The 19,435-nt window shown below is 70.4% G+C and carries 12 protein-coding genes and 1 pseudogene; 8 read left to right on the top strand and 5 right to left on the bottom strand.

Going from position 1 to position 19,435, the window contains the following annotated elements; genetic code table 11:
- Nucleotides 1-58 precede the first annotated feature (58 nt).
- The gene (locus OG194_RS00600; RefSeq protein WP_327398782.1) at nt 59-961 is read right to left on the bottom strand and encodes a LysR family transcriptional regulator; all 903 of its coding nucleotides are present in this window, start codon (nt 959-961) and stop codon (nt 59-61) included.
- Between the two features lie 186 nt (nt 962-1,147).
- Between OG194_RS00600 and OG194_RS00595 the strand changes: the two genes are divergently transcribed.
- From OG194_RS00595 to OG194_RS00570, 6 genes are all read left to right on the top strand, one after another.
- The gene (locus OG194_RS00595; RefSeq protein WP_327398781.1) at nt 1,148-2,086 is read left to right on the top strand and encodes a family 2A encapsulin nanocompartment shell protein; all 939 of its coding nucleotides are present in this window, start codon (nt 1,148-1,150) and stop codon (nt 2,084-2,086) included.
- A gap of 2 nt (nt 2,087-2,088) precedes the next feature.
- Entirely contained in the window at nt 2,089-4,134 is a 2,046-nt protein-coding gene (locus OG194_RS00590; RefSeq protein WP_327398780.1) for a family 2A encapsulin nanocompartment cargo protein cysteine desulfurase, read from the top strand.
- 295 nt (nt 4,135-4,429) lie between these two features.
- The gene (locus tag OG194_RS00585) at nt 4,430-6,178 is read left to right on the top strand and encodes a diacylglycerol kinase family protein (protein ID WP_327398779.1); all 1,749 of its coding nucleotides are present in this window, start codon (nt 4,430-4,432) and stop codon (nt 6,176-6,178) included.
- Complete coding sequence (locus tag OG194_RS00580; RefSeq protein WP_327398778.1) at nt 6,179-7,132, top strand: YihY/virulence factor BrkB family protein; 954 nt, start codon at nt 6,179-6,181, stop codon at nt 7,130-7,132. It abuts the gene before it with no gap.
- Between the two features lie 3 nt (nt 7,133-7,135).
- Complete coding sequence (locus tag OG194_RS00575) at nt 7,136-7,945, top strand: phosphatase PAP2 family protein (protein ID WP_327398777.1); 810 nt, start codon at nt 7,136-7,138, stop codon at nt 7,943-7,945.
- Between the two features lie 340 nt (nt 7,946-8,285).
- Nucleotides 8,286-12,353, top strand: a complete 4,068-nt coding sequence (locus OG194_RS00570) for a beta-galactosidase (protein ID WP_327398776.1) — start codon at nt 8,286-8,288, stop codon at nt 12,351-12,353.
- Between the two features lie 25 nt (nt 12,354-12,378).
- Here OG194_RS00570 and OG194_RS00565 read toward each other — a convergent pair.
- Nucleotides 12,379-12,695: pseudogene (locus OG194_RS00565) on the bottom strand (hypothetical protein).
- A gap of 184 nt (nt 12,696-12,879) precedes the next feature.
- Here OG194_RS00565 and OG194_RS00560 point away from each other — a divergent pair.
- Nucleotides 12,880-13,653 (top strand): hypothetical protein, encoded by a 774-nt coding sequence (locus tag OG194_RS00560; RefSeq protein ID WP_327398775.1) that lies wholly within the window; start codon nt 12,880-12,882, stop codon nt 13,651-13,653.
- An 863-nt stretch (nt 13,654-14,516) separates the two neighbouring features.
- Entirely contained in the window at nt 14,517-16,088 is a 1,572-nt protein-coding gene (locus tag OG194_RS00555; RefSeq protein ID WP_327398774.1) for an MFS transporter, read from the top strand.
- Nucleotides 16,089-16,209: 121 nt separating this feature from the next.
- Here the strand turns inward: OG194_RS00555 and OG194_RS00550 are convergent, their stop codons facing one another.
- The 3 genes from OG194_RS00550 to OG194_RS00540 form a co-directional block, all read right to left on the bottom strand.
- Nucleotides 16,210-17,439, bottom strand: coding sequence for a PP2C family protein-serine/threonine phosphatase (locus OG194_RS00550; protein WP_327398773.1), 1,230 nt, complete (start codon nt 17,437-17,439; stop codon nt 16,210-16,212).
- Nucleotides 17,440-17,636: 197 nt separating this feature from the next.
- Entirely contained in the window at nt 17,637-18,062 is a 426-nt protein-coding gene (locus OG194_RS00545) for a hypothetical protein (protein WP_327398772.1), read from the bottom strand.
- A 93-nt stretch (nt 18,063-18,155) separates the two neighbouring features.
- On the bottom strand, nt 18,156-19,376 hold the full coding sequence (locus tag OG194_RS00540; RefSeq protein ID WP_327398771.1) for a low temperature requirement protein A: 1,221 nt from the start codon (nt 19,374-19,376) through the stop codon (nt 18,156-18,158).
- Nucleotides 19,377-19,435: the final 59 nt, after the last annotated feature.

Below are 19,435 nucleotides of genomic sequence, written 5' to 3'. Positions count from 1 at the left end.
CGCCACGGCTTCAGGGACGATCACCGCTGAAGCACGCGTCCCGCACCCGCGCGTGTCGTCAGGACGGCCATTCCGGTTCGGTGAGGGTCGCGGCGAGCGCGTCGAGGAGCACCTGAGCGGGCTGGGACGCGGGCGGTTTGCCGTAGACGGCGGCCGCGACCTGTCTGCGCATGCCGTCGATGCGGTGGAGTCGGACACCCGGGTGCCTGTTGGCGAGGAGGGTGAGTCCGGGCAGCAGGCTCACGCCGAGTCCGGCCGCGACGAGTGCCTGTACGGCGACGTAGTCGTCGGTCTCGAACTCGACGATCGGCTTGAACCCGGCCCGCCCGCAGGCCGCGACGAGATGCTCGCGGCAGCGTTCGCACCCGGCGATCCAGCGCGTGTCGGCATAGGTGGCCAGGTCGGTCCCGGCCCCGTCCCAGGAGCGGTCGGCCGGTGTGACCACGTACAACGGTTCGTCGAGGAGCGGTGTCATCGTGGTGTCACGGCGGTCGCGCTGGGGCGGGTCGCCGTGCTCGAAGATCAGCGCCACGTCGACGTCGTTGTTGCGCAGGGCGTTGAGCGCGTCCGGTGGTTCGGCCTCCCGCAAGGTCAGCTCGATGCCGGGATACCGGTCGAAGACATGGGCGGCGGCGAGCGGCACCAAGGTGGCCAACGCCGAGGGAAAGGCGGCCAGTCGGACCCGGCCGGTCCGCAGTCCGGCCAGCTCGTCCAGTTCGGCGTGCACCGACTCGACCTGCGCGAGGATCGACTCGGCGCGGTCCACCAGCAGCCGGCCCGCCTCCGTGAGCCGGATACCGCGCCCCATCCGCTGCAACAGGGGCATGCCGACCTCGGCTTCGAGCTTGGCCAGTTGATGGCTCACCGACGGCTGCGCGTAGTGCAGTGCCTCGGCGGCCGCCGTGATCGAACCCTCGCGGGCGACGGCGACCAATACACGCAACCGACTCAAGTCGATCATTTGTGAATCATAGACCGCGTCGATGACGGCCTCGAAAACACGCATTGGACCATTACCGGACCTACTGCGACGGTGAATCGATAGTGGGTGCGAGAGATCGCGGCCGCACACCTTCCCGTCGGTGACCGCCGGTGATCTCACCCCGTCACGCGTGCCCGGCCTCCGGGCGCGGAAAGGAGATGCCGCATGACCACGGCTGTGAATCCGCCGTCGCGATCGATGTCGGTGAGCGACAGCGCGGCGCGAACCCTCGCGAACGCGACCAAGACCGTTCCCCAGATGAGCTCCATCACGCCTCGCTGGCTGGTGCATCTGATGTCCTGGGTTCCGGTCGAGGCCGGCATCTACCGGGTGAACAAGGTCGTTCATCCCGAGTCGGTGCGCATCGAATGCGACAACTACGACGAGGCGCCGCTGCCCGACACCTTCGTCGACTACGCGCGGGAACCCCGGGAGTACCGGCTCAAGGCCGTCCAGACGGTCCTGGACCTCCACACCCGGATCTCCGACCTGTACTCCAGCCCGCACAACCAGACGGCGCAGCAACTGCGGCTGACCATCGAGGCGGTGAAGGAGCATCAGGAGGGCGAGCTGATCAACAGCCCGGAGTACGGGATGCTGGCCAGCGCGGCGGAGACGCAGCGGATCTCCACGATGACCGGGCCGCCGACGCCGGACGACCTGGACGCCCTCATCACGAAGGTGTGGAAGCAGCCGGCCTTCTTCCTCACCCACCCCGAGGGGATCGCCGCGTTCGGCAGAGAGTGCACCCGGCGCGGTGTACCGCCGGCCACGGTGAGCATGTTCGGCTCGCAGTTCCTGACCTGGCGCGGACTGCCGATCATCCCGTCGGACAAGGTCCCGCTGGAGAACGGGAAGACGAAGTTCATCCTGCTGCGCACCGGCGAGTCGCGCCAGGGCGTGGTGGGACTGTTCCAGCCCGGGCTCTCGGGCGAGCAGGGGATGGGCCTGTCGGTGCGCTTCATGCAGATCGACCGCAGCGCCATCGCCTCGTACCTGATCTCCCTGTACTGCTCCCTCGCGGTACTCACGGAGGACGCCCTCGCCGTGCTGGACGACGTCGAGGTGGACAAGTTCCATGACTACGCGCCGAGTTACCGGTAGCCATGACCACGCCCCCGACTACCGGTGACGAAGCCGCCCCCGCGTGGCTGCCGGACGAGGAGACGCTGAGCCGGATGGCCGGGGAGTTCTTCCGAGCACTCCCCGGGCAACCGGCGGACACGGAGGCCCCGGCCTTCGACGGCCGGCCGGAATGGCCGACGCCCACCGGCCTGCCGCTCGCGGACTCTTCTCCTACGGCTTCTGCTCCTACGGCGTCTGCGGGGCCGTCGGCTGCGCAGTCCGCTCCCTCGGTGCCCGCCGGTCCGCCGGCCCCGGCCCCGTTCCCTGCCCAGCCGGCCGGAGCGCCGACGGCTGATCTCGCGCAGGCGGTGCCCACCGGCCTGCCTGCTGCCGAATCCGCTCTCGCGGTGTCCACCGCCGTGCCGACCGCGGACCCGCTTCCTCCGGTGCCGACCGGCCTCCCGTCCATGGACCCGCCGCCCCCGGCGCCGACCGCCGGAATGAGCCCGCCGTCCGGGCCGCCACCGACCAGCGCCCCGGCCACGTTCATGGCCAGCCCCTATGCCGTGGGTGCGCCCGGCGCCGCCGGATCCACTCCGGAGTCACCGGTCCCGCCGGGACCGCCGCCCGCCCCATCGCCGGCCGCACCGGCCCGACTCCCGGACCCCGGGCCGTACTACTTCCTCACCGAGGCACCCGGGTACCCCGCTCAGGCGCCGGAGCTTCCCGGTTTCGGGCACCTCGGGCTGCCGCCGCTTCCCGAGGTGATGTCACCGACCGCGACGACCGCGCCGTACTACTTCGTCGAGGAACCCGACGCGTCCGGCGTGCCGTCGGATCTGCGGCTCGACCCGCACCCGGCCTTCGACGTGCAGGCGGTCCGCCGGGACTTCCCGATCCTGTCCGAGCTGGTCAACGGGCGTCCGCTGATCTGGCTCGACAACGCCGCCACCACGCAGAAGCCGCAGGCGGTGATCGACCGGCTGGTCGAGTTCTACTCGCGGGAGAACTCCAACATCCACCGGGCGGCGCACGAGCTGGCCGCCCGGGCGACGGACGCCTACGAGGGCGCCAGGAAGACCGTCGCGCGGTTCGTCGGGGCCGGTTCCGCCGAGGAGATCGTGTTCGTCCGGGGCACCACCGAGGCGATCAACCTGGTCGCCAAGGCGTGGGGTCCCGCGCACATCCGCGCGGGCGACGAGATCGTGCTCTCCCATCTGGAGCACCACGCCAACATCGTGCCCTGGCAGATGCTGGCGGAGCAGACCGGCGCCGTGATCAAGGTGATCCCGGTCGACGACAGCGGCCAGTTGCTGCTCGACCGGTACACCGCGCTCCTGTCGGAGCGGACCAAGCTGGTCGCGGTCACCCAGATGTCCAACGCGCTCGGCACCGTCGTACCGGTCGAGCAGATCATCGAGCTCGGACACCGCGCCGGGGCACGCGTCCTGGTCGATGCCGCGCAGTCGGTCCCGCACCTGCCGATCGACGTCAGGGCGCTGGACGCGGACTTCCTGGTCTTCTCCGGGCACAAGCTGTTCGGGCCGACCGGGATCGGGGTGCTCTACGGCAAACGGGAGGTCCTTGAGGACATGCCTCCGTGGGAGGGCGGCGGCAACATGATCACCGACGTCACCTTCGAGAAGTCCAGCTTCCAGCCGCCGCCGGGTCGCTTCGAGGCCGGCACCGGCAACATCGCCGACGCCGTGGGCCTGGCCGCGGCCATCGACTACGTCGAGCGCATCGGCCTGCCGAACATCGCCGCCTACGAGCACACCCTGGTCGAGCACGCCACGGAAGGCCTGCGCGGTGTGCCCGGGCTCCGGTTGGTCGGCACCGCCCCGAACAAGGCGAGCATCGTGTCGTTCGTCCTCGACGGCTACGAGCCCGCCGAGGTCGGCACCGCGCTCAACGAGGAAGGCATCGCGGTCCGTTCGGGCCACCACTGCGCCCAGCCGATCCTGCGCCGGTACGGACTGGAGGCCACCGTCCGGCCGTCGTTCGCCTTCTACAACACGCACGGGGAGGTGGACACGCTGATCGCGGCGGTCCACCGGCTCGCGGACCGCCGAGGGGGGCACCGCTAGTTCGCACGCGCCTCCCGAACCGGTACGGCGGAGACCTGTCCGAGGTCTCCGCCGTACCGGCGTGAAGTCGGCCTGCCCGCCCTCCCGTTGCTCACTTCTCGATCCGGCCGACCTTCGTGCGGTCGACTACGGCGGTCCCGGAGGATCACCTTCCCCGCGTGCCCGGGGCGTCGGCTCGTGGATTCCCACGTGAGCGGGTGTCTGCGCCTCGGCTTCGGGGGCAGACGGCGATGGATCGGATGCGAACGCCACCCGACCGTGGACCGCCGCGAGGCGCCGACCCGTGGGAGCCCCGATGTCGACCGCCGTGCCGGGAAGAGCAGCAGGAGCGACCGGGGAGGAACCCGAGGCGGTCCGGCGGGGCTGGTCGCGTGTTCTACCCCGCGGTACCGGCAGTACCGCGGCGCGCATCGGCGTACTGACCGTCTGTCAGGCCGCCCTGATCGTGGGGTTCGGGCTCCTGATCACGGGCCCGGCCCGGAACCTGTGGCCGCTGACGGTCGAGGACCATGTCGACGAGGGGTTCGAGCGGATCCGTACGGGCCCGCTCACCACCCTGTCGTACCTCGGCTCGGAGGCGGGCAACACCCTCACGGTGATCGCCGTCACCCTGCTGAGCTGCGTGGCGCTGGTGCTCGTGCCCCGGCTGCCGATGTGGCGTCAGGCCGTCTTCCTCGCCGTCGCCGTCTCGCTCCAGGCAGTGGTTTTCCTGGCCGTCACCGAGTCGGTGGACCGGACGCGCCCGCAGGTGCACCGCCTCGACGCCTCCCCGCCGACGTCCAGTTACACCTCCGGCCACACCGGCGCGGCCACCGCGCTCTACGCCGGACTCGCGGTGCTCGCGGTGTCCCGGGTGCGCAGGCCGTGGCGGTGGCCGCTGGCCGGGCTGCTGTTCCTCGTGCCGCTGGTTGTCGGCGTCTCCCGCCTCTACCGGGGCATGCACCACCCCACGGACGTGATCGGCGGTATCGCCAACGGCGCCCTGTCCCTGCTGATCGTCGGCCGCGCCCTGTTCACCGACGGCTCCGTGGCCGCCGTTCCCGCACAGCGGACCGGGCCTGCCGACACGACCACGCGGGCCGAGGAGCGCGAGCCCGGCAGCACCGCCGTGATCTTCAACCCCACGGTGACCGACGCGGTGGCCCGCGAGAAACTGCGGCGCATCCTGGAACAACACGGCCACCGCGCACCGGAGTTCATCGAGACCACCGCCGACGACCCCGGCACCGGCCAGGCGGCCGGCGCGGTCCGTGCCGGAGCGGACCTGGTCGTGGTCTGCGGCGGCGACGGAACCGTCCGCGCGGCCGCCGACGCCCTGGCCGGCACCGGCGTACCGCTCGTCGTGGTGCCCTGCGGCACCGGCAACCTGCTCGCCCGCAACCTCGGCCTGCCGCTCACCCCCGCCACCGCGCTCGACGCCGCCCTGTCCGGCACCCCGCACCGCATCGACCTCGGCCGCATCGAGGGCGACGACCTCGCCCCCACCCACTTCGCCGCGATGTCCGGGGCCGGGCTCGACGCCGCGATGCTGGAACACACCGACGACCGCGCCAAGTCCGCCGTCGGCTGGCTCGCCTACGTACTCGCCACCGTCGGCACCCTGCGCACACCCCGGATGCGACTGACGGTCCGGCTCGATGACGCGCCCGTCCTGCACCGCACGGCCCGCATGGTGCTCCTCGCCAACGTCGGCACCGTACAAGGCGGCCTGACCCTCCTCCCGGCGGCCCGGCCCGACGACGGGCTGCTCGACCTGCTGATCCTGGACCCGCGCGGCCCCGGCGGCTGGATGCGCGCCCTGGGCATCCTGATACGCGGTCGCGGGCGGAACACGCGCCCCACGACCGTGGAAACGCTCGTCCCCGAGGGCACCGGCACGAAGGGAGTACCGGTGGAGTTCCGCACCTTCCGGCGGGTCGAACTCACCTTCGCCGTACCGCAGTCGCGTGAACTCGACGGCGACCCGGTGTCCCACGGCCGGCGTCTCACCGCCGAGGTCAGCCCCGGCGCGCTGACCGTGCTGCTGCCCACCCGGGAGAAGTGAATGGGCACCGCCACCAAGGTCCCCGAGACCCGCGACATGACCGGCGACGACCTCTCGGCCGACGAGGCCCTGGCCTCGCTCCGCCGCTACGGCCGCTGGCCGCTGCTGCGCGACTCCTTCGTCCGGTTCCGCTACGCCGACGGCTTCAGCCACTCCCGCGCGCTCGCCCTCCAGACGGTGCTGGCGGTGATCCCGCTGGCCATCGCCTTCGTCGGGCTCTCCACCGCGCTGCACACCGAGAACATCGGCCGACTCGCCGAACTGACCATCCACCGGATCGCCCAGGGACCCAGCGCCGACATCGTCGACGACGCACTGGACCGAAGCCGCCACAGCGCGGGCGACGGTGACGAGATCGCCCTCTGGTTCGGCCTCCTCTTCTCCCTGGTCAACGTCACCACCGCGATGTGCCAGATCGAACGCGGCGCCAACCGGATCTACGGCAACGAACGCGACCGCCCCTTCCACCAGAAGTACCTGCGCGGACTCGTGATGTCGCTGAGCGCCGGGATTCCGCTCGGACTCGGGTTCGTCATGATGGTGGCCGGCGGCGACCTGGCCGCCGCGGCGGCGACGGTGTACCACCTCGACGGCGATGCCAGGACCGCCTGCGAGATCCTGCGTTGGCCCTTCGGCCTGCTGCTCGCCCTCCTCTCGGCCAGCGCGATCTTCCGCCGTTCCCCGCGCCGCCGCCAGCCCGGCTACACCTGGCTGGCCTTCGGCGCCGCCGTCTACCTCGTCCTGTGGACGGCCCTGACCTGGCTGCTGAGCCTGTACCTGGACATCAGCGGCTCCTTCGACACGGTCTACGGCCCGCTCAGCGCCTTCATGTCCCTGCTGCTCTGGGCCTACCTGACCTCCATCGCCCTCTTCCTGGGCCTGTCCTTCGCCGCGCAGCTGGAGGCCGCGCGGGCGCTGCGGCCCGGTCCGATCACCGCCGACCCGGGAGTGTGAAGAGTGGTTCGCGCCACGGCCCAGCGCCTTCGTGACCTCCGTCGTCGGACGGCGGACCGTAGATTCGGCATCCACCTGTTCGCTTCGGCCGCGGTCGCCGCCACAGCTGCCGTCCCCTTCGGTCTGCTGCTCGTCCTGGTCGAGGGACACTGGCAGCCGCTGCGCCGTCTCGACGCGGGCGCGGCACGGAGGTTGAACGAGGCCGCCGTCGAACACCCGGCGTGGACAAGCATGTTGAGGTTCCTGTCCGACCGGGTGTGGGACCCGGTCACCCTGCGGGCGGCCGTAGCGCTCCTGACCGTATGGCTGTTGTACCGCCGGGCCTGGCGTCTGGCCGCCTGGTCCGCCGTGACGGCAACGGCCGGTGGACTCATCGGGCTGCTGGTCAAAATCGTGGTCGAGCGGGCCCGACCGTCCCTGGAGGACCCGGTCGCGCACGCGCCGGGTTTCTCCTTCCCCTCGGGACACGCGATGACCGCGACCACCTCGTTCGCCATCTTCCTGTTGGTCCTACTGCCCCTGGTGCCGAGTGCCCTGCGAGCGTTGTGCTGGGGCGTCGCGATCGTGTCCGTACTCGGCGTGGGCTTCACCCGGATCGCACTCGGCGTCCACTGGTTCAGCGATGTCGTGGGCGGCTGGCTCCTGGGCCTCGCCGTGGTGGCCCTCACCACCTGGGCCTTCGAGGCCTGGCGCACCGACGCGGGCCGTCGACCGGTCGGGTTGAGCGAGGGCCTGGAGCCCGAACTCACCGGCGCCCACCCCGAACCCGGCCCCTCCGTCCGGAAGCACCACGGCGGATCCGCACGAGACTGACGACCGGGTTCGCCGTACGCAACACCCTTGGAGCGTGGGCGAGTTCCGCGCACCAGCACGGACATGGGCGTCACCGACCAGGCGCGTCGGTGGCCGGGTCGGGTCACGGACGTAAGGCCGGGACCCGATCTCTCGGCTGTGTTCTTCCGACCCATTGTGGTTGGGCCCGCGCCCCCTTACTGTTCGGCTTTGCCTGAGTCTGTTTGATGCTGTTCGCCCAGTCGGTCTGGAGGCCGCCGTGCGGGATGGTCGGAACGGTTCAGAGGGTGCGAGACCCGGTCGCCGTCGCTGGTGGAGAGCGATCCTCGCGGCGACCGCGACCATCGCTCTAGCGGCGGGCATGACCGCGCCGGCCACGGCTGCGGCGCAGGACGTCGGTGAGCAGCCGCCCGCCGTCGCTCCGCAGGCGCACACCGTGACGCTCGACGGCTACTCCTTCCTCGTCGACGGCAAACGCACCTACCTGTGGTCCGGCGAGTTCCACTACTTCCGGCTCCCGAGCCAGGACCTGTGGCGCGACATCTTCCAGAAGATGAAGGCCGCCGGCTTCAACTCGACCTCCCTGTACTTCGATTGGGGCTACCACTCACCGAAGCCGGGCGTGTACGACTTCACCGGGGTGCGGGACGTCGACAAGCTCCTCGACATGGCGCAGGAGGCCGGTCTCTACGTCATCGCCCGCCCGGCGCCGTACATCAACGCGGAGGTCGACAGCGGCGGTCTGCCCGGCTGGCTGACCACCAAGGCAGGCAACAACCGCAGCGACGACCCGCGGTTCCTGAAGTACGCGGACGAGTGGCTGACCCAGATCGACCGGATCATCGCCCGCCACCAACTCACCAACGGCACCGGGTCAGTTATCGCCTACCAGGTCGAGAACGAGTACTACGACGGCTCGGCCGCAGGGCGTTCCTACATGCAGCACCTGGAGGACAAGGCCCGCGCCGACGGCATCACGGTCCCGCTGACCGGCAACAACAACGGCACCTTCAACTCCGGTACCGGCGCCCTCGATGTCGACGGTCCCGACTCCTACCCGCAGGGTTTCGACTGCTCCAACCCCGCGAAGTGGAACGGCGTTCCCGACATCAGCTACGACCACCCGGCCGGAAAACCGCTGTACTCACCGGAGTTCCAGGGTGGCGCCTTCGCCCCCTGGGGCGGACCGGGCTACGACAAGTGCGCCCAGCTCATCAACGACCAGTTCGCCAACGTCTTCTACAAACAGAACATCGCCGTCGGCGCGACCGCGCAGAGCTTCTACATGACGTACGGCGGCACCAACTGGGGCTGGCTCGGCATGCCCGAGAACTACACGTCGTACGACTACGGGGCCGCGATCCGCGAGACCCGCCAGCTCGATCCGAAGTACGACGAGGACAAACTCATCGGCTACTTCACGCAGTCGGTCGCCCCGCTGACCAAGACCGAGGCGATCAGGGCGACACCGCCGGACGACTCCGCGATCGTCGACACCGCCCGGATGAACCCCGACACCAAGACGCAGTTCCACGTCCTGCGGCACGGCAACTCCACCTCCACTGCCGTGGACAAGACCCATATCTCCCTCGACCTCAACGCCCAGCCGACGAATGACACCACCTACACCTGGGACGACCCCGACTCCGCGCTCCAGTACGCCGGTTCGTGGTCGCACGTGGCCAACACGAGCTACACCGGCGGTGATTACAAACACACGGAGTCCTTCTCGAACAAGGCAGGCGACTCGCTCACCGTCCCCTTCGACGGCACGGCGATCCGCTGGATCGGCTCGAAGACCAACAACCACGGCAACGCCGACGTCTATCTCGACGACACCAAGGTCGCGACGGTCGACGACTCCGGCAGCGAGAGCCAGGCCGTGCTCTTCCAGAAGACCGGCCTGACACCGGGCGCGCACACGCTGAAGATCGTCGTCGCCGGGAACCACGGCTCGGGATCCACGGACAACTACGTGGCCGTCGACGCCATCGACGTACCGACGAGCGACTCCGCCACGGAGCCGACCTACCCGGTCGTGCCGCAGCAGCCGGGCACCGCGATCACCCTCGACGGACGCGACTCCCACGTGATCGTCGCCAACTACCGCCTGGGCGAAGCACAGTTGCAGTACTCGACCTCCGAGATCATGACCAACGCGACCATCGGGGACCGGGACATCGCCGTGCTCTACGGCGACCAGGGCAGCGATGGCGAGACCGTCCTGCGCTACGGCGCCAAGCCCACCGTGACCGCCAACGGCGGTGCCGTCACGACCAGTTGGGACCCGGCCACCGGAGACCTGCGGCTCAACTACACGCACAAGGGCCTGATCCGCGTCACCATCACCGGCGACGGACAGCGCCCCCTGCTCCTGCTCCTCGGCGACAAGGCCACCGCGAAGACCTTCTGGCGGCAGGACACGGCGAGCGGCCCGGTGCTCGTGCGCGGCACCCACCTGCTGCGGACGGCGACCAGCCTGCACGGCGGCCACACCGTGGCGCTCACCGGCGACAACGCCGACGACAAGAACATCGAGGTGTTCACCGCCGCCGCCCAAGTCACCTGGAACGGCAGGACATTGGGCACCCACGCCACCGACACGGGGAGCCGCACCGCGAAGATCCCGGTGGCCGCCCCGATACACCTGCCGACACTGACCAACTGGAAGCACGCTGCGGAATCCCCGGAAGCCGCCCCCGGTTTCGACGACACCAGCTGGCAGGTGGCCGACAAGGCGACCACCAACAGCGTCTCCGGCGCCAACTCGCTGCCGGTGCTCTACGCGGACGACTACGGCTTCCACACCGGCAACACCTGGTACCGCGGCCGCTTCCGCGCCACCGGCAAGGAGACCGGCATCCACCTGGTGTCGGACTCCGGGGGAGGAGCGCAGGCGTTCTCCGCCTGGCTGAACGGCACCTTCGTGGGCAGCTCCACCACGGGCAGCGGCGACTTCACCTTCCCGGCCGGCTCCGTGAAGTCCACCGGCGACAACGTCCTGTCCGTGCTCACCGTCAACATGGGGCACGAGGAGGACTACAACTCCGCCAACGGCAACAAGACCGCGCGCGGCCTGACCAGCGCCTCCCTCGTCGGCGCGCCGCTGACGTCCGTCACCTGGCGCCTCCAGGGCGTACGGGGCGGCGAGGACCTCCAGGACACGGTCCGCGGCCCGCTCTCGACGGGCGGCCTCTACGGCGAGCGGGCCGGCTGGTCCCTGCCGGGCTACCCGGACGCCGACTGGAACCGCGTGTCCCTCCCGGCAAGCGACACCACACCCGGAGTCTCCTGGTACCGCACCGACGCCAAGCTGGACCTGCCGCACGGCCAGGACACCTCGCTCGGGCTGACGTTCACCGACGACCCGGCACGCAAGTACCGCGCCACGATCTTCGTGAACGGCTGGCAGGTCGGCAACTACGTCAACTACCTCGGCCCGCAGCACACCTTCCCGGTCCCCAACGGCATCCTGAACCCGAACGGCCACAACAGCATCGCCATCGCCGTGTGGAACCTCGACGGCAGCACCGGCGGCCTCGGCAAGGTCGAACTCACCGACTACGGCAGCTACGCCTCCTCCCTGCGCGTCGCCCAGAACGACAGCCCTCGCTACGACCCCCGCACCTACGCGATGCCGAAGCGTCCGGGAGCCGACGTCACCCTGGATGTGCCGGACACCGCCCAGCCGGGACAGGCCTTCACCGCCCGGGCGACGGTGCGGGTACCGAAGGACCGACAGCCCGCTTCCGCAATGACGGCGTCGCTCTCCGCCCCCGACGGCTGGAGCGTGAGCGCCCCGACCCCCACCTCGGTCGAGCGCCTGCGGCCCGGTGCGTCGGCCACCTTCACCTGGCAGGTCGAGCCCCCGACCGGAACGCTGCCGTCCGCCTCGGCACTCACCGCCACGGTGCACTACCGGCAGAACGGACGACAGGTCGTCAGCGCCGACGAGCGCATCGTCGGCGGAATCCCGCCCGCTCCGCCCGCCGGGAAGAGCGACGTGAGCGCCCTGCCGTTCCTCTCCTCCACGAACGGATGGGGCCCGGTGGAACGGGACACCAGCGTCGGCGAACAGGCGGCCGGTGACGGCCGTCCGATCACCATCGCGGGCGTCGGCTACGCCAAGGGCCTCGGCACCAACTCCGTCAGCGACGTCCAGCTCTACCTCGCCGGACAGTGCTCGCGGCTGACGGCGTCCGTCGGCGTCGACGACGAGACGGGCGGCGCGGGTACGGTGACGTTCTCCGTGATCGCCGACGGCAAGACCCTGGTCACCACACCGACGATCCGCGGTGGGCAGGCCGCGGTGCCGATCGACGTCGACGTCAGCGGTGCCCAGGTGATCGACCTCAAGGCCGGTGACGCGGGCGACGGCAACGGCAACGACCACGCGGACTGGGGGATGCCGACACTGACGTGCGAGTGATCGGGCGTCGCTTCGTCGCCGGTTCCTACGCGGGGCTCGCATCGTCGAGGGAGTGAAGCAACACGGCGGCCTCGGCAGGGAGCCGTGCGGCTCGGTGCGCATGCGGGCGCGGTCAACTGTGCCGCGGCCTCCAGACACTTGACGGCTTCGGCTTGCACGATCTCGACCACACGGTGCTCGCTCAGCTCACGCCGAGCCGTCTCCGTGGCGCCGACACCGAGCGGCGATCGCTCAAGCGCCGAGCCACGAAGCTCGGTTTCCGGCACGGGCACCGCCTCGGCGTTGTCCAGCGCGCCGGGTTGCCCGAAGGGCGCTCACCGCGACCTTGTCACCCGCGCGCATCGCTTCCGGGAGCGCTCGACGCATGCGAATACGTAGAGACATGCCGGCGAGCCTTTCGAAGAACAGGGCAACCGGGACCGTCCCTCACGGGTCTAGCCACCGATGACACACCATCAGGTCTCGTCGTGCGGGGAGGCGGCGACCCAGTGTCCCGAGGGGGGACCTCATGCGCATGTGCCCGACCGTGGCCGTCACTTTCCTGACGGCCGCCCTTTCAGCATCGGTGCTTCCGGCAACCGCCCGGGCGGTGGACACGGCCGCGGCCGGCGACACCACGTTCTCGAACGTCGTGGTCGACGGAGGCAAGGACATCGTGCTCGGCCCGACCACCGGAAAGACCGTCACGATCACGTGGACGGCCCGTGACCCGGAGGGCGTTGCCGCGTCATGGGCCTACCTGTGGCACGGTCCCAACACCGACGACGCAGACGGCAGGCTGCCGTTGTACCCGCCGGCGGGTACATGCGTGGTGTCACCGGCCGACCCGACGACCTCCACCTGCAAGGTGAGCATCGCTGTGAGCGCCGCGCGGGACTTCGAGCACAACGGCCTCGCCGGCGCCTGGAAGGTGCTCGCCGGGGCGCAGGACACCGGCGACAACTGGACGGAGATCGACGTTGCCGGTACGGCGAACGTCAAGCGGTACGCCAGGGTGACGGTCAACGCCTCGCCCGAGCCGGTGAAGAAGGGCAGGACGATCACGGTCACCGGGAAGTTGACCCGCGCGAACTGGGAGAGCGGCACCTACACCGGCTACCAGGGGCGGCCGGTCCAGCTCCAGTTCCGTAAGAAAGGCAGCTCCGTCTACACCGCGCTGAAAACCGTCACCACCGGCGTCGGCGGCACGCTGAAGACCACCACCAAGGCCAGGACCGACGGCTACTACCGCTTCGTCTTCACCGGTACCCCCACCACCGGACCGTCCACGGCGGCAGGCGACTTCGTCGACGTCAGATGACGGACCGCGCGGATTCCCGCCTGTCGGCGCGGTGCCGCAGCCGCTCGGGGAAGGCCGGCGTCCATCCGGGGTGAACGCCGGCCTGCCTGAACGGCCGGTGAGCGTAGCGCGGTCGTCCGAGTGCTCGACCCGGTTGCCTGCCGCCGGGTCCACGAGCAGACGTCGTGAGGCGACCCGGCCGCTGCGCTGCGATCGACCGCCGTGCCGAGTGTCCATCGCGGGGACTTCGCCAGGCAGAGGACGTGTGACGTGGCGGCGGCCGTTTCGGACCCGCTTGGACCAGGCGAGTCCGAGCGTGCCGAAGAGGTGGCATCTCCCCTCGCCACCGTGCCGAGGAGCGGCGGACGCCGGCGCCTCCCGGCGCTGCCGGGCCGGCCGACGGATGCGGAAGTCGCAGACGGAGGCCACCATGAGCCTCATCGAGGCGAGTGGAGATGCCCGTATGACGTGTACCGCCGAACCTCTTCGGTATGCCCTGTGCCGCCTCGCGCCGACCACAGTGCGCGCGGCCCTGCCCGGCGCCGTAGGGAGCCCGTTGGCCCTGCTCGCCGTCACCGTCGCGACGCCTCTGTCCGGCAGGCGCCGGCAGTCCGTGCGGACACCGCCGCCACAGTCCTGGGCAAGGCTTCCGCCCCGGTTCACCCCTTTCGGCCGCCGCGAGCGGTCCGATGGCCTTCGCGAGCGCCGAGGCCGGCCGGACCAGGTCTGGAATCAGGGCCGATCCGGGGGACTGTCTTCGACGCCGCCACGGAGGGTCCTGATCGGGCTTGCCCGAGACGAGCCCCTTCCACGGCCGGACCCGCCGACGGGTTCGGAGCAGGGGACTGCCCACCCGTAAGCGCACTCGGCTCGGAAGGACACCGATGTCCGGAACTGGAACCTCCTCCTCACCCAGACGGCTGACACTGGCCGCGATGATCTTCGCGGTGGCGATGACGTTCATCGACCAGACGATCGTGTCCATCGCCGCACCGAACATCCAGGCGGAGCTGGGGCTGACCAACACCGGCGTGCAGTGGGCCATCAACTCTTACCTGCTGGCGATGGCCGCCCTGTTCGCCTTCGGAGGACGGCTGGCGGACACCGTCGGTCACCGGCGCATGGTCACCCTCGGGGTGATCGTCTTCGCCGTCGCGTCCGCACTGTGCGGACTGACGCCCAAGGGCGGCGCCGCCGAGGGCTGGCTGATCGCGTTCCGGGCGCTCCAGGGAGCGGGCGGAGCGCTCATGTACCCGGCGGCCCTGGCCATCGTGGTCAACTCCTACGCGTTGCAGGAACGCGGCAAGGCACTCGCCCTCTTCTTCGGCATCGCGGGCGGTCTCACCGCCGTAGGTCCGATCCTCGGCGGCTGGCTGACGCAATGGACCTGGCGGGCCATCTTCTGGGTCAACATCCCCGTCGCCGTCGTCGCACTGGTGCTCATCGCGATGGCGCGTCCCCACGCCCCGCACCGGCCGGCGCCGATGGACTACCGCGGACTGGCCCTCATCGTGGCCGGCGTGGCCCTGAGCATCTTCGGCTTCCAGCAGTCCTACCTGTGGGGCTGGCACTCCGCGGCGACCTGGCTGTGCATCGTCGTGGGCCTGCTGCTGCTCGTGGTCTTCGTCCTCGTCGAAAAGCGAACGACCCATCCACTGCTGGACGTCGAACTCTTCCGCGACCGGGCCTTCCTCGTGCAGAACATCGTCCTGGGCGTGGCCATGGCGGCCTTCGTGCCGGTGTTCTTCTTCACGAGCGTGTACGCCGAGGTCGCCCTCGGGAAGGACGCCTCCGCGGCCAGCCTCGACCTGCTCTACTTCTTCCTCGGCTTCGTGGTGGCCGCGCAGATCGGCGGACGGATGCTCGACCGCATCGGCGCCAAGCGGCCCGTGGTGCTGGGCTGCGCACTGTCCTGCGTCGGCTACTTCCTGTGGGCGGGCCGGGTGACCGAGCTGAGCGAAAGCCGCATCGTGTGGTGCATCGTGCTCACGGGCGCAGGAATGGGACTGATGCTGGGACAGGCCAACACCGACGCGGTCAACCGCGTACCCCCGCTCTCCTACGGCGAAGCGACCGGAGTCACGCAGACCGTGCGCAACTACGGCTCCAGCCTGGGCCTGGCCGTCCTCGGCACGATCTTCGCCTCCGTGCTTCAGTCACGGATCACCCGGACCCTGACCGCACAGGGAATGGACCACGATGCGGCGAGCCGGGAGGCCAAGTCGATCTCCCAGCTGAGCTCGGGACAAGGCAGTAGCGGTGGCACCGCGTCCATTCCGCACTTCGTCCGGCTGGACGTGGCCGAGGCGACCCGCTCGGTACTGCTCGGCATGAGCGTCATCATGGCCATCGCCTTCGTCGTCGCCCTGTTCGGCCTGCGACGCGGAGTCCAACAGGAACTGCCCGCCGACAAGCGGGAATCGAGGATGACCCAGGCACCGGAGACGGGAGACTGACGGGTCGCCACGGCAGCCGGAACGAGCGGGAACCGTAGCTGCCGGTCAGGCTCGGCCGCCGACCTGACCGACAGCGTTCGATTCCGCCATGCCTGACGTACGGCGTCGGGCGAAGCCGCCGTCACAGCCGCAGGACGATCAGCGCCGTGTCGTCGGTGTTGCCCTCGGCCGGGAGCAGGTCGGCGAGGAGGGCATCGGCCAAGGGCTCGGGTTCCGCGTGTCGATGCTGGGCGAGAGAGTCGGCGAGGCGGGCCAGACCGCGGTCGATGTCCTCCGTACGACGCTCGATCAGTCCGTCGGTGTACAGCACGAGGGTGGCGCCCTCGGCGAAGGGGATGCTCGTCTGCGGCCGGCCGACGTGCTCGGGTCTGGCGCCCAGGGGCGGGTCCGTGGCCTGGTCGAGGAAGGTCACCGTGCCGTCGGGGTCGAGCAGGGCCGGGGGAGGGTGGCCCGCGCAGCTGTAGGTGATGGTGTGGTCGTCCCAGTCGATGAACGTCGTCACCGCCGTGGCGGACTCGGCGCCCTCGACGAAACGGGCGTAGAGACCGAGCGCCTCCAGGGCCGGGCCCGGCCCGTCGGCGACCCGGCAGGCCGCGCTCAGGGCGCTGCGCAGCTGGCCCATGGCGCAGGCGGCCGCCAGACCGTGTCCGACGACGTCACCGACGGCGACCGCCATTCCGCCGTCGGGCAGGTCGACGAGGTCGTACCAGTCGCCGCAGACGTTGAGGGCGTCCACGGCGGGGCGGTAGCGGACGGCCGCCCGGTGGTGGCCGACCGGTCGTGGCGGGGGCAGCATCGCCGCCTGGAGGGTCAGGGCCACCTCGCGCTCATGGGCGTGTGCCCTGCGCAGCCGCTCGTTGACCTCTTGTAGCTCACGAGCCCGGGTGTACAGCTCGGCTTCCAGTACCCGGGCCCGGCTGTCGTCGGCCCGGCCGCCGATGGCCCGGACGAACTCGGTGACCTCCTCCACCCGGTGGACGATCAGCGTCACTTTGCCGTCCTTGCCCCGGATGGGCGCGTTGACGGGGCTCCAGAAGTGCTCCACCCAGCGGCCGGGCCGCAGCGGGTCCTCGATGTCGTAGCGGAGCAGGGCCATGGTGTCGCGCTCACCGGTGGTCGCCGCGCGCAGCATCGACTCCCGGGTCTCGCGCATGCCGGCCGCCGCCGGGTCCTTGGGGTTCTCGGGGAAGACGTCGAAGATGTAGCGGCCGACCAGCTCCTCGCGTTTGCGTCCCGACAGGCGCTCGAAATCCTGGTTGGCGTCGACGTAGACGAGTTCGGGGGTGAGCAGCGCCACCATGCCGGGCAGGTCGCGGAAGACCGCCTCATAGTCGATCTCCGGATCCTGCATGGCCTGCCCGTTTCGACGCCGAGGGTCACTGTGTCGTTCCACGATAGGAGGGATCTGGCCACGTAGCCCGGAAACGGCTCTTTTCGGTTCGGTGAGCAGTGGCGATGGCGTCGGCCGTCACCCGACCGAGTGGCCTGCTCGGGGAGGGCTCCCTGGGCGGCCGCACGATGGTATGGCCCGGCGCGCGGCCACGCCGTTCACGATCCGGTCCGGGTCGGGCCGCCGATGTCCGTGGAGAGACGGCGGTAGGCGGCTCGGGCGTGGAGGAGCCGGGCCAGGGCCGTGCCCACCAGGGCGGCGGTGAACAGGCAGGCGAGCCAGAACGCGTCGCGGTGTCCGGCCCAGGTGAGGGTGCCGGCGGGCGGGACGGCGAAGCCGTTCAGGAAGAGCCAGCACAGCACCGCGGTGCCGGGGGCCGCCGTGAAGCGGGCGCACAGGCCGAGCAGGACCGAGAGCAGGGACAGCGCGGCCAGCGCCGGAGAGGGCCGATCGGTACCTATCAGCGCATTGAGCAGTGCCACCAGGACCAACGCGCCGCCGGACGCCGCGGCCCAGACCAGTGGCGTGGCCAAGGGCGAGGGGACAGGCCGTGCTCCGGTACGGAGAGGCACCCAGTCGATCATGCTCGTGACTCCTTCGGGTCGTCGCGCTCCTCCTGGCGACGGGGAAGCCAGCCTGCCCGAGCCCGTGCCACCGGTACAACCTCACCCCACGGCTCAAGTCCCGGTCCGCACGGCCCTCTTGGCCGGCTTCGCCGCCCGCCGCTCGTAGAGGACCGGCCACAGGGTGATCAGGACGAGCAGCCAGACCACGGTCACCGTGCGGACATGCGCGCCGAACACCGCCAGCAGCAGGGGCAGTACGCAGCAGGGGAGGGCCACGGACAACAGCCACCGCCGTTCCCGCCCGGCCCGGCCGAGCCAGGCGAGTCCGCTGAGCAGGAAGTACCCGGCCAGCGACGAGCACAGCAGCCAGCGGGTGGCGTCCGGCAGCGTCTCCAGGTGCTCGGCCGCGGCTCCCAGCGCGGCGGCCAGAGCGGCGAGGCAACCGGACACGAAACAGTGCAGGGGCAGCGCCGCACGGGCGGGCAGCACCCCTGCCGCCAGGTGCGGCACCCCCGCATAGCCGTGCCCGAAGGACAACGCCCACAACGTGGCCAGCAGGAAGAACGCCGCGACGGCGAGCGAGTACAGCTTCTTGTCCCACTCCGCGTCCGACGTGGCCTCGACCACTTGGGCGACGCCCTCACCCAGCACGATGATGACGAAGAGGCCGAGCCGCTCGCTCAGGTGCTCCGTCTGCGACCGCGCGAGCGACGTGCCCCGTGCGGAATCGCGCCGGGCGGTTCGGCTGTCGTGGCGTTCCCGGGCTTCCTGGTGCTCGACGATGTCGCGTGCGGAGACCGCGAACGTGACGTACAGATCAAGGGCGATACCCAGGGCCCAGAGCCAGTAGCGCATCGGATCGTGCGCCCACAGCGAGACGATCCACGGGATCACGCCGAGCGACATCTGGGCGGCCGGCCAGTCGACAAGGACCTGACGACGGTGCTGCCAGGCCCGGCTCGCCAGAACCCGGATCAGGACATAGGCGAGGGCGAACACCCGCGCGTGCCGGTCGTCCCCCTCGTGCACCCCCGACACCGCCGCGGCCATGACGGCCATGCCGAACATGGCGGCCAGCACCGTACGGACGTGGGTGTTCTCGTAGGCCACGTTCGCGTACAGGGTGAAGCAGATCCAGGCCGTCCAGAAGGCCAGGAACAGCAGCGCGTACAGGCCCAGGTCGGGCACGTCCGGCACACCGTGCAGCAGATGCGCGATCTGCGCCACTCCCGCCACGGCGACCAGGTCGAAGAACAGTTCCAACCAACTGGCGTGCCGGTTCTCCTCCGAGGTCGGTTGCGGGGCCGGTGGGGTTGTGTCGTCGTCGCTCACTGCATCACCATGCCCTGTCGCCGACGACTTACGAGCCGGAAATCGTCTGCGTGTGTGTC

Origin of the sequence: Streptomyces sp. NBC_01288, from assembly GCF_035982055.1 — a bacterium.
Lineage (GTDB): Bacteria > Actinomycetota > Actinomycetes > Streptomycetales > Streptomycetaceae > Streptomyces.
Note: the sequence above shows the minus strand (reverse complement) of the source record. Positions and strands in the feature narration are given on the sequence as shown.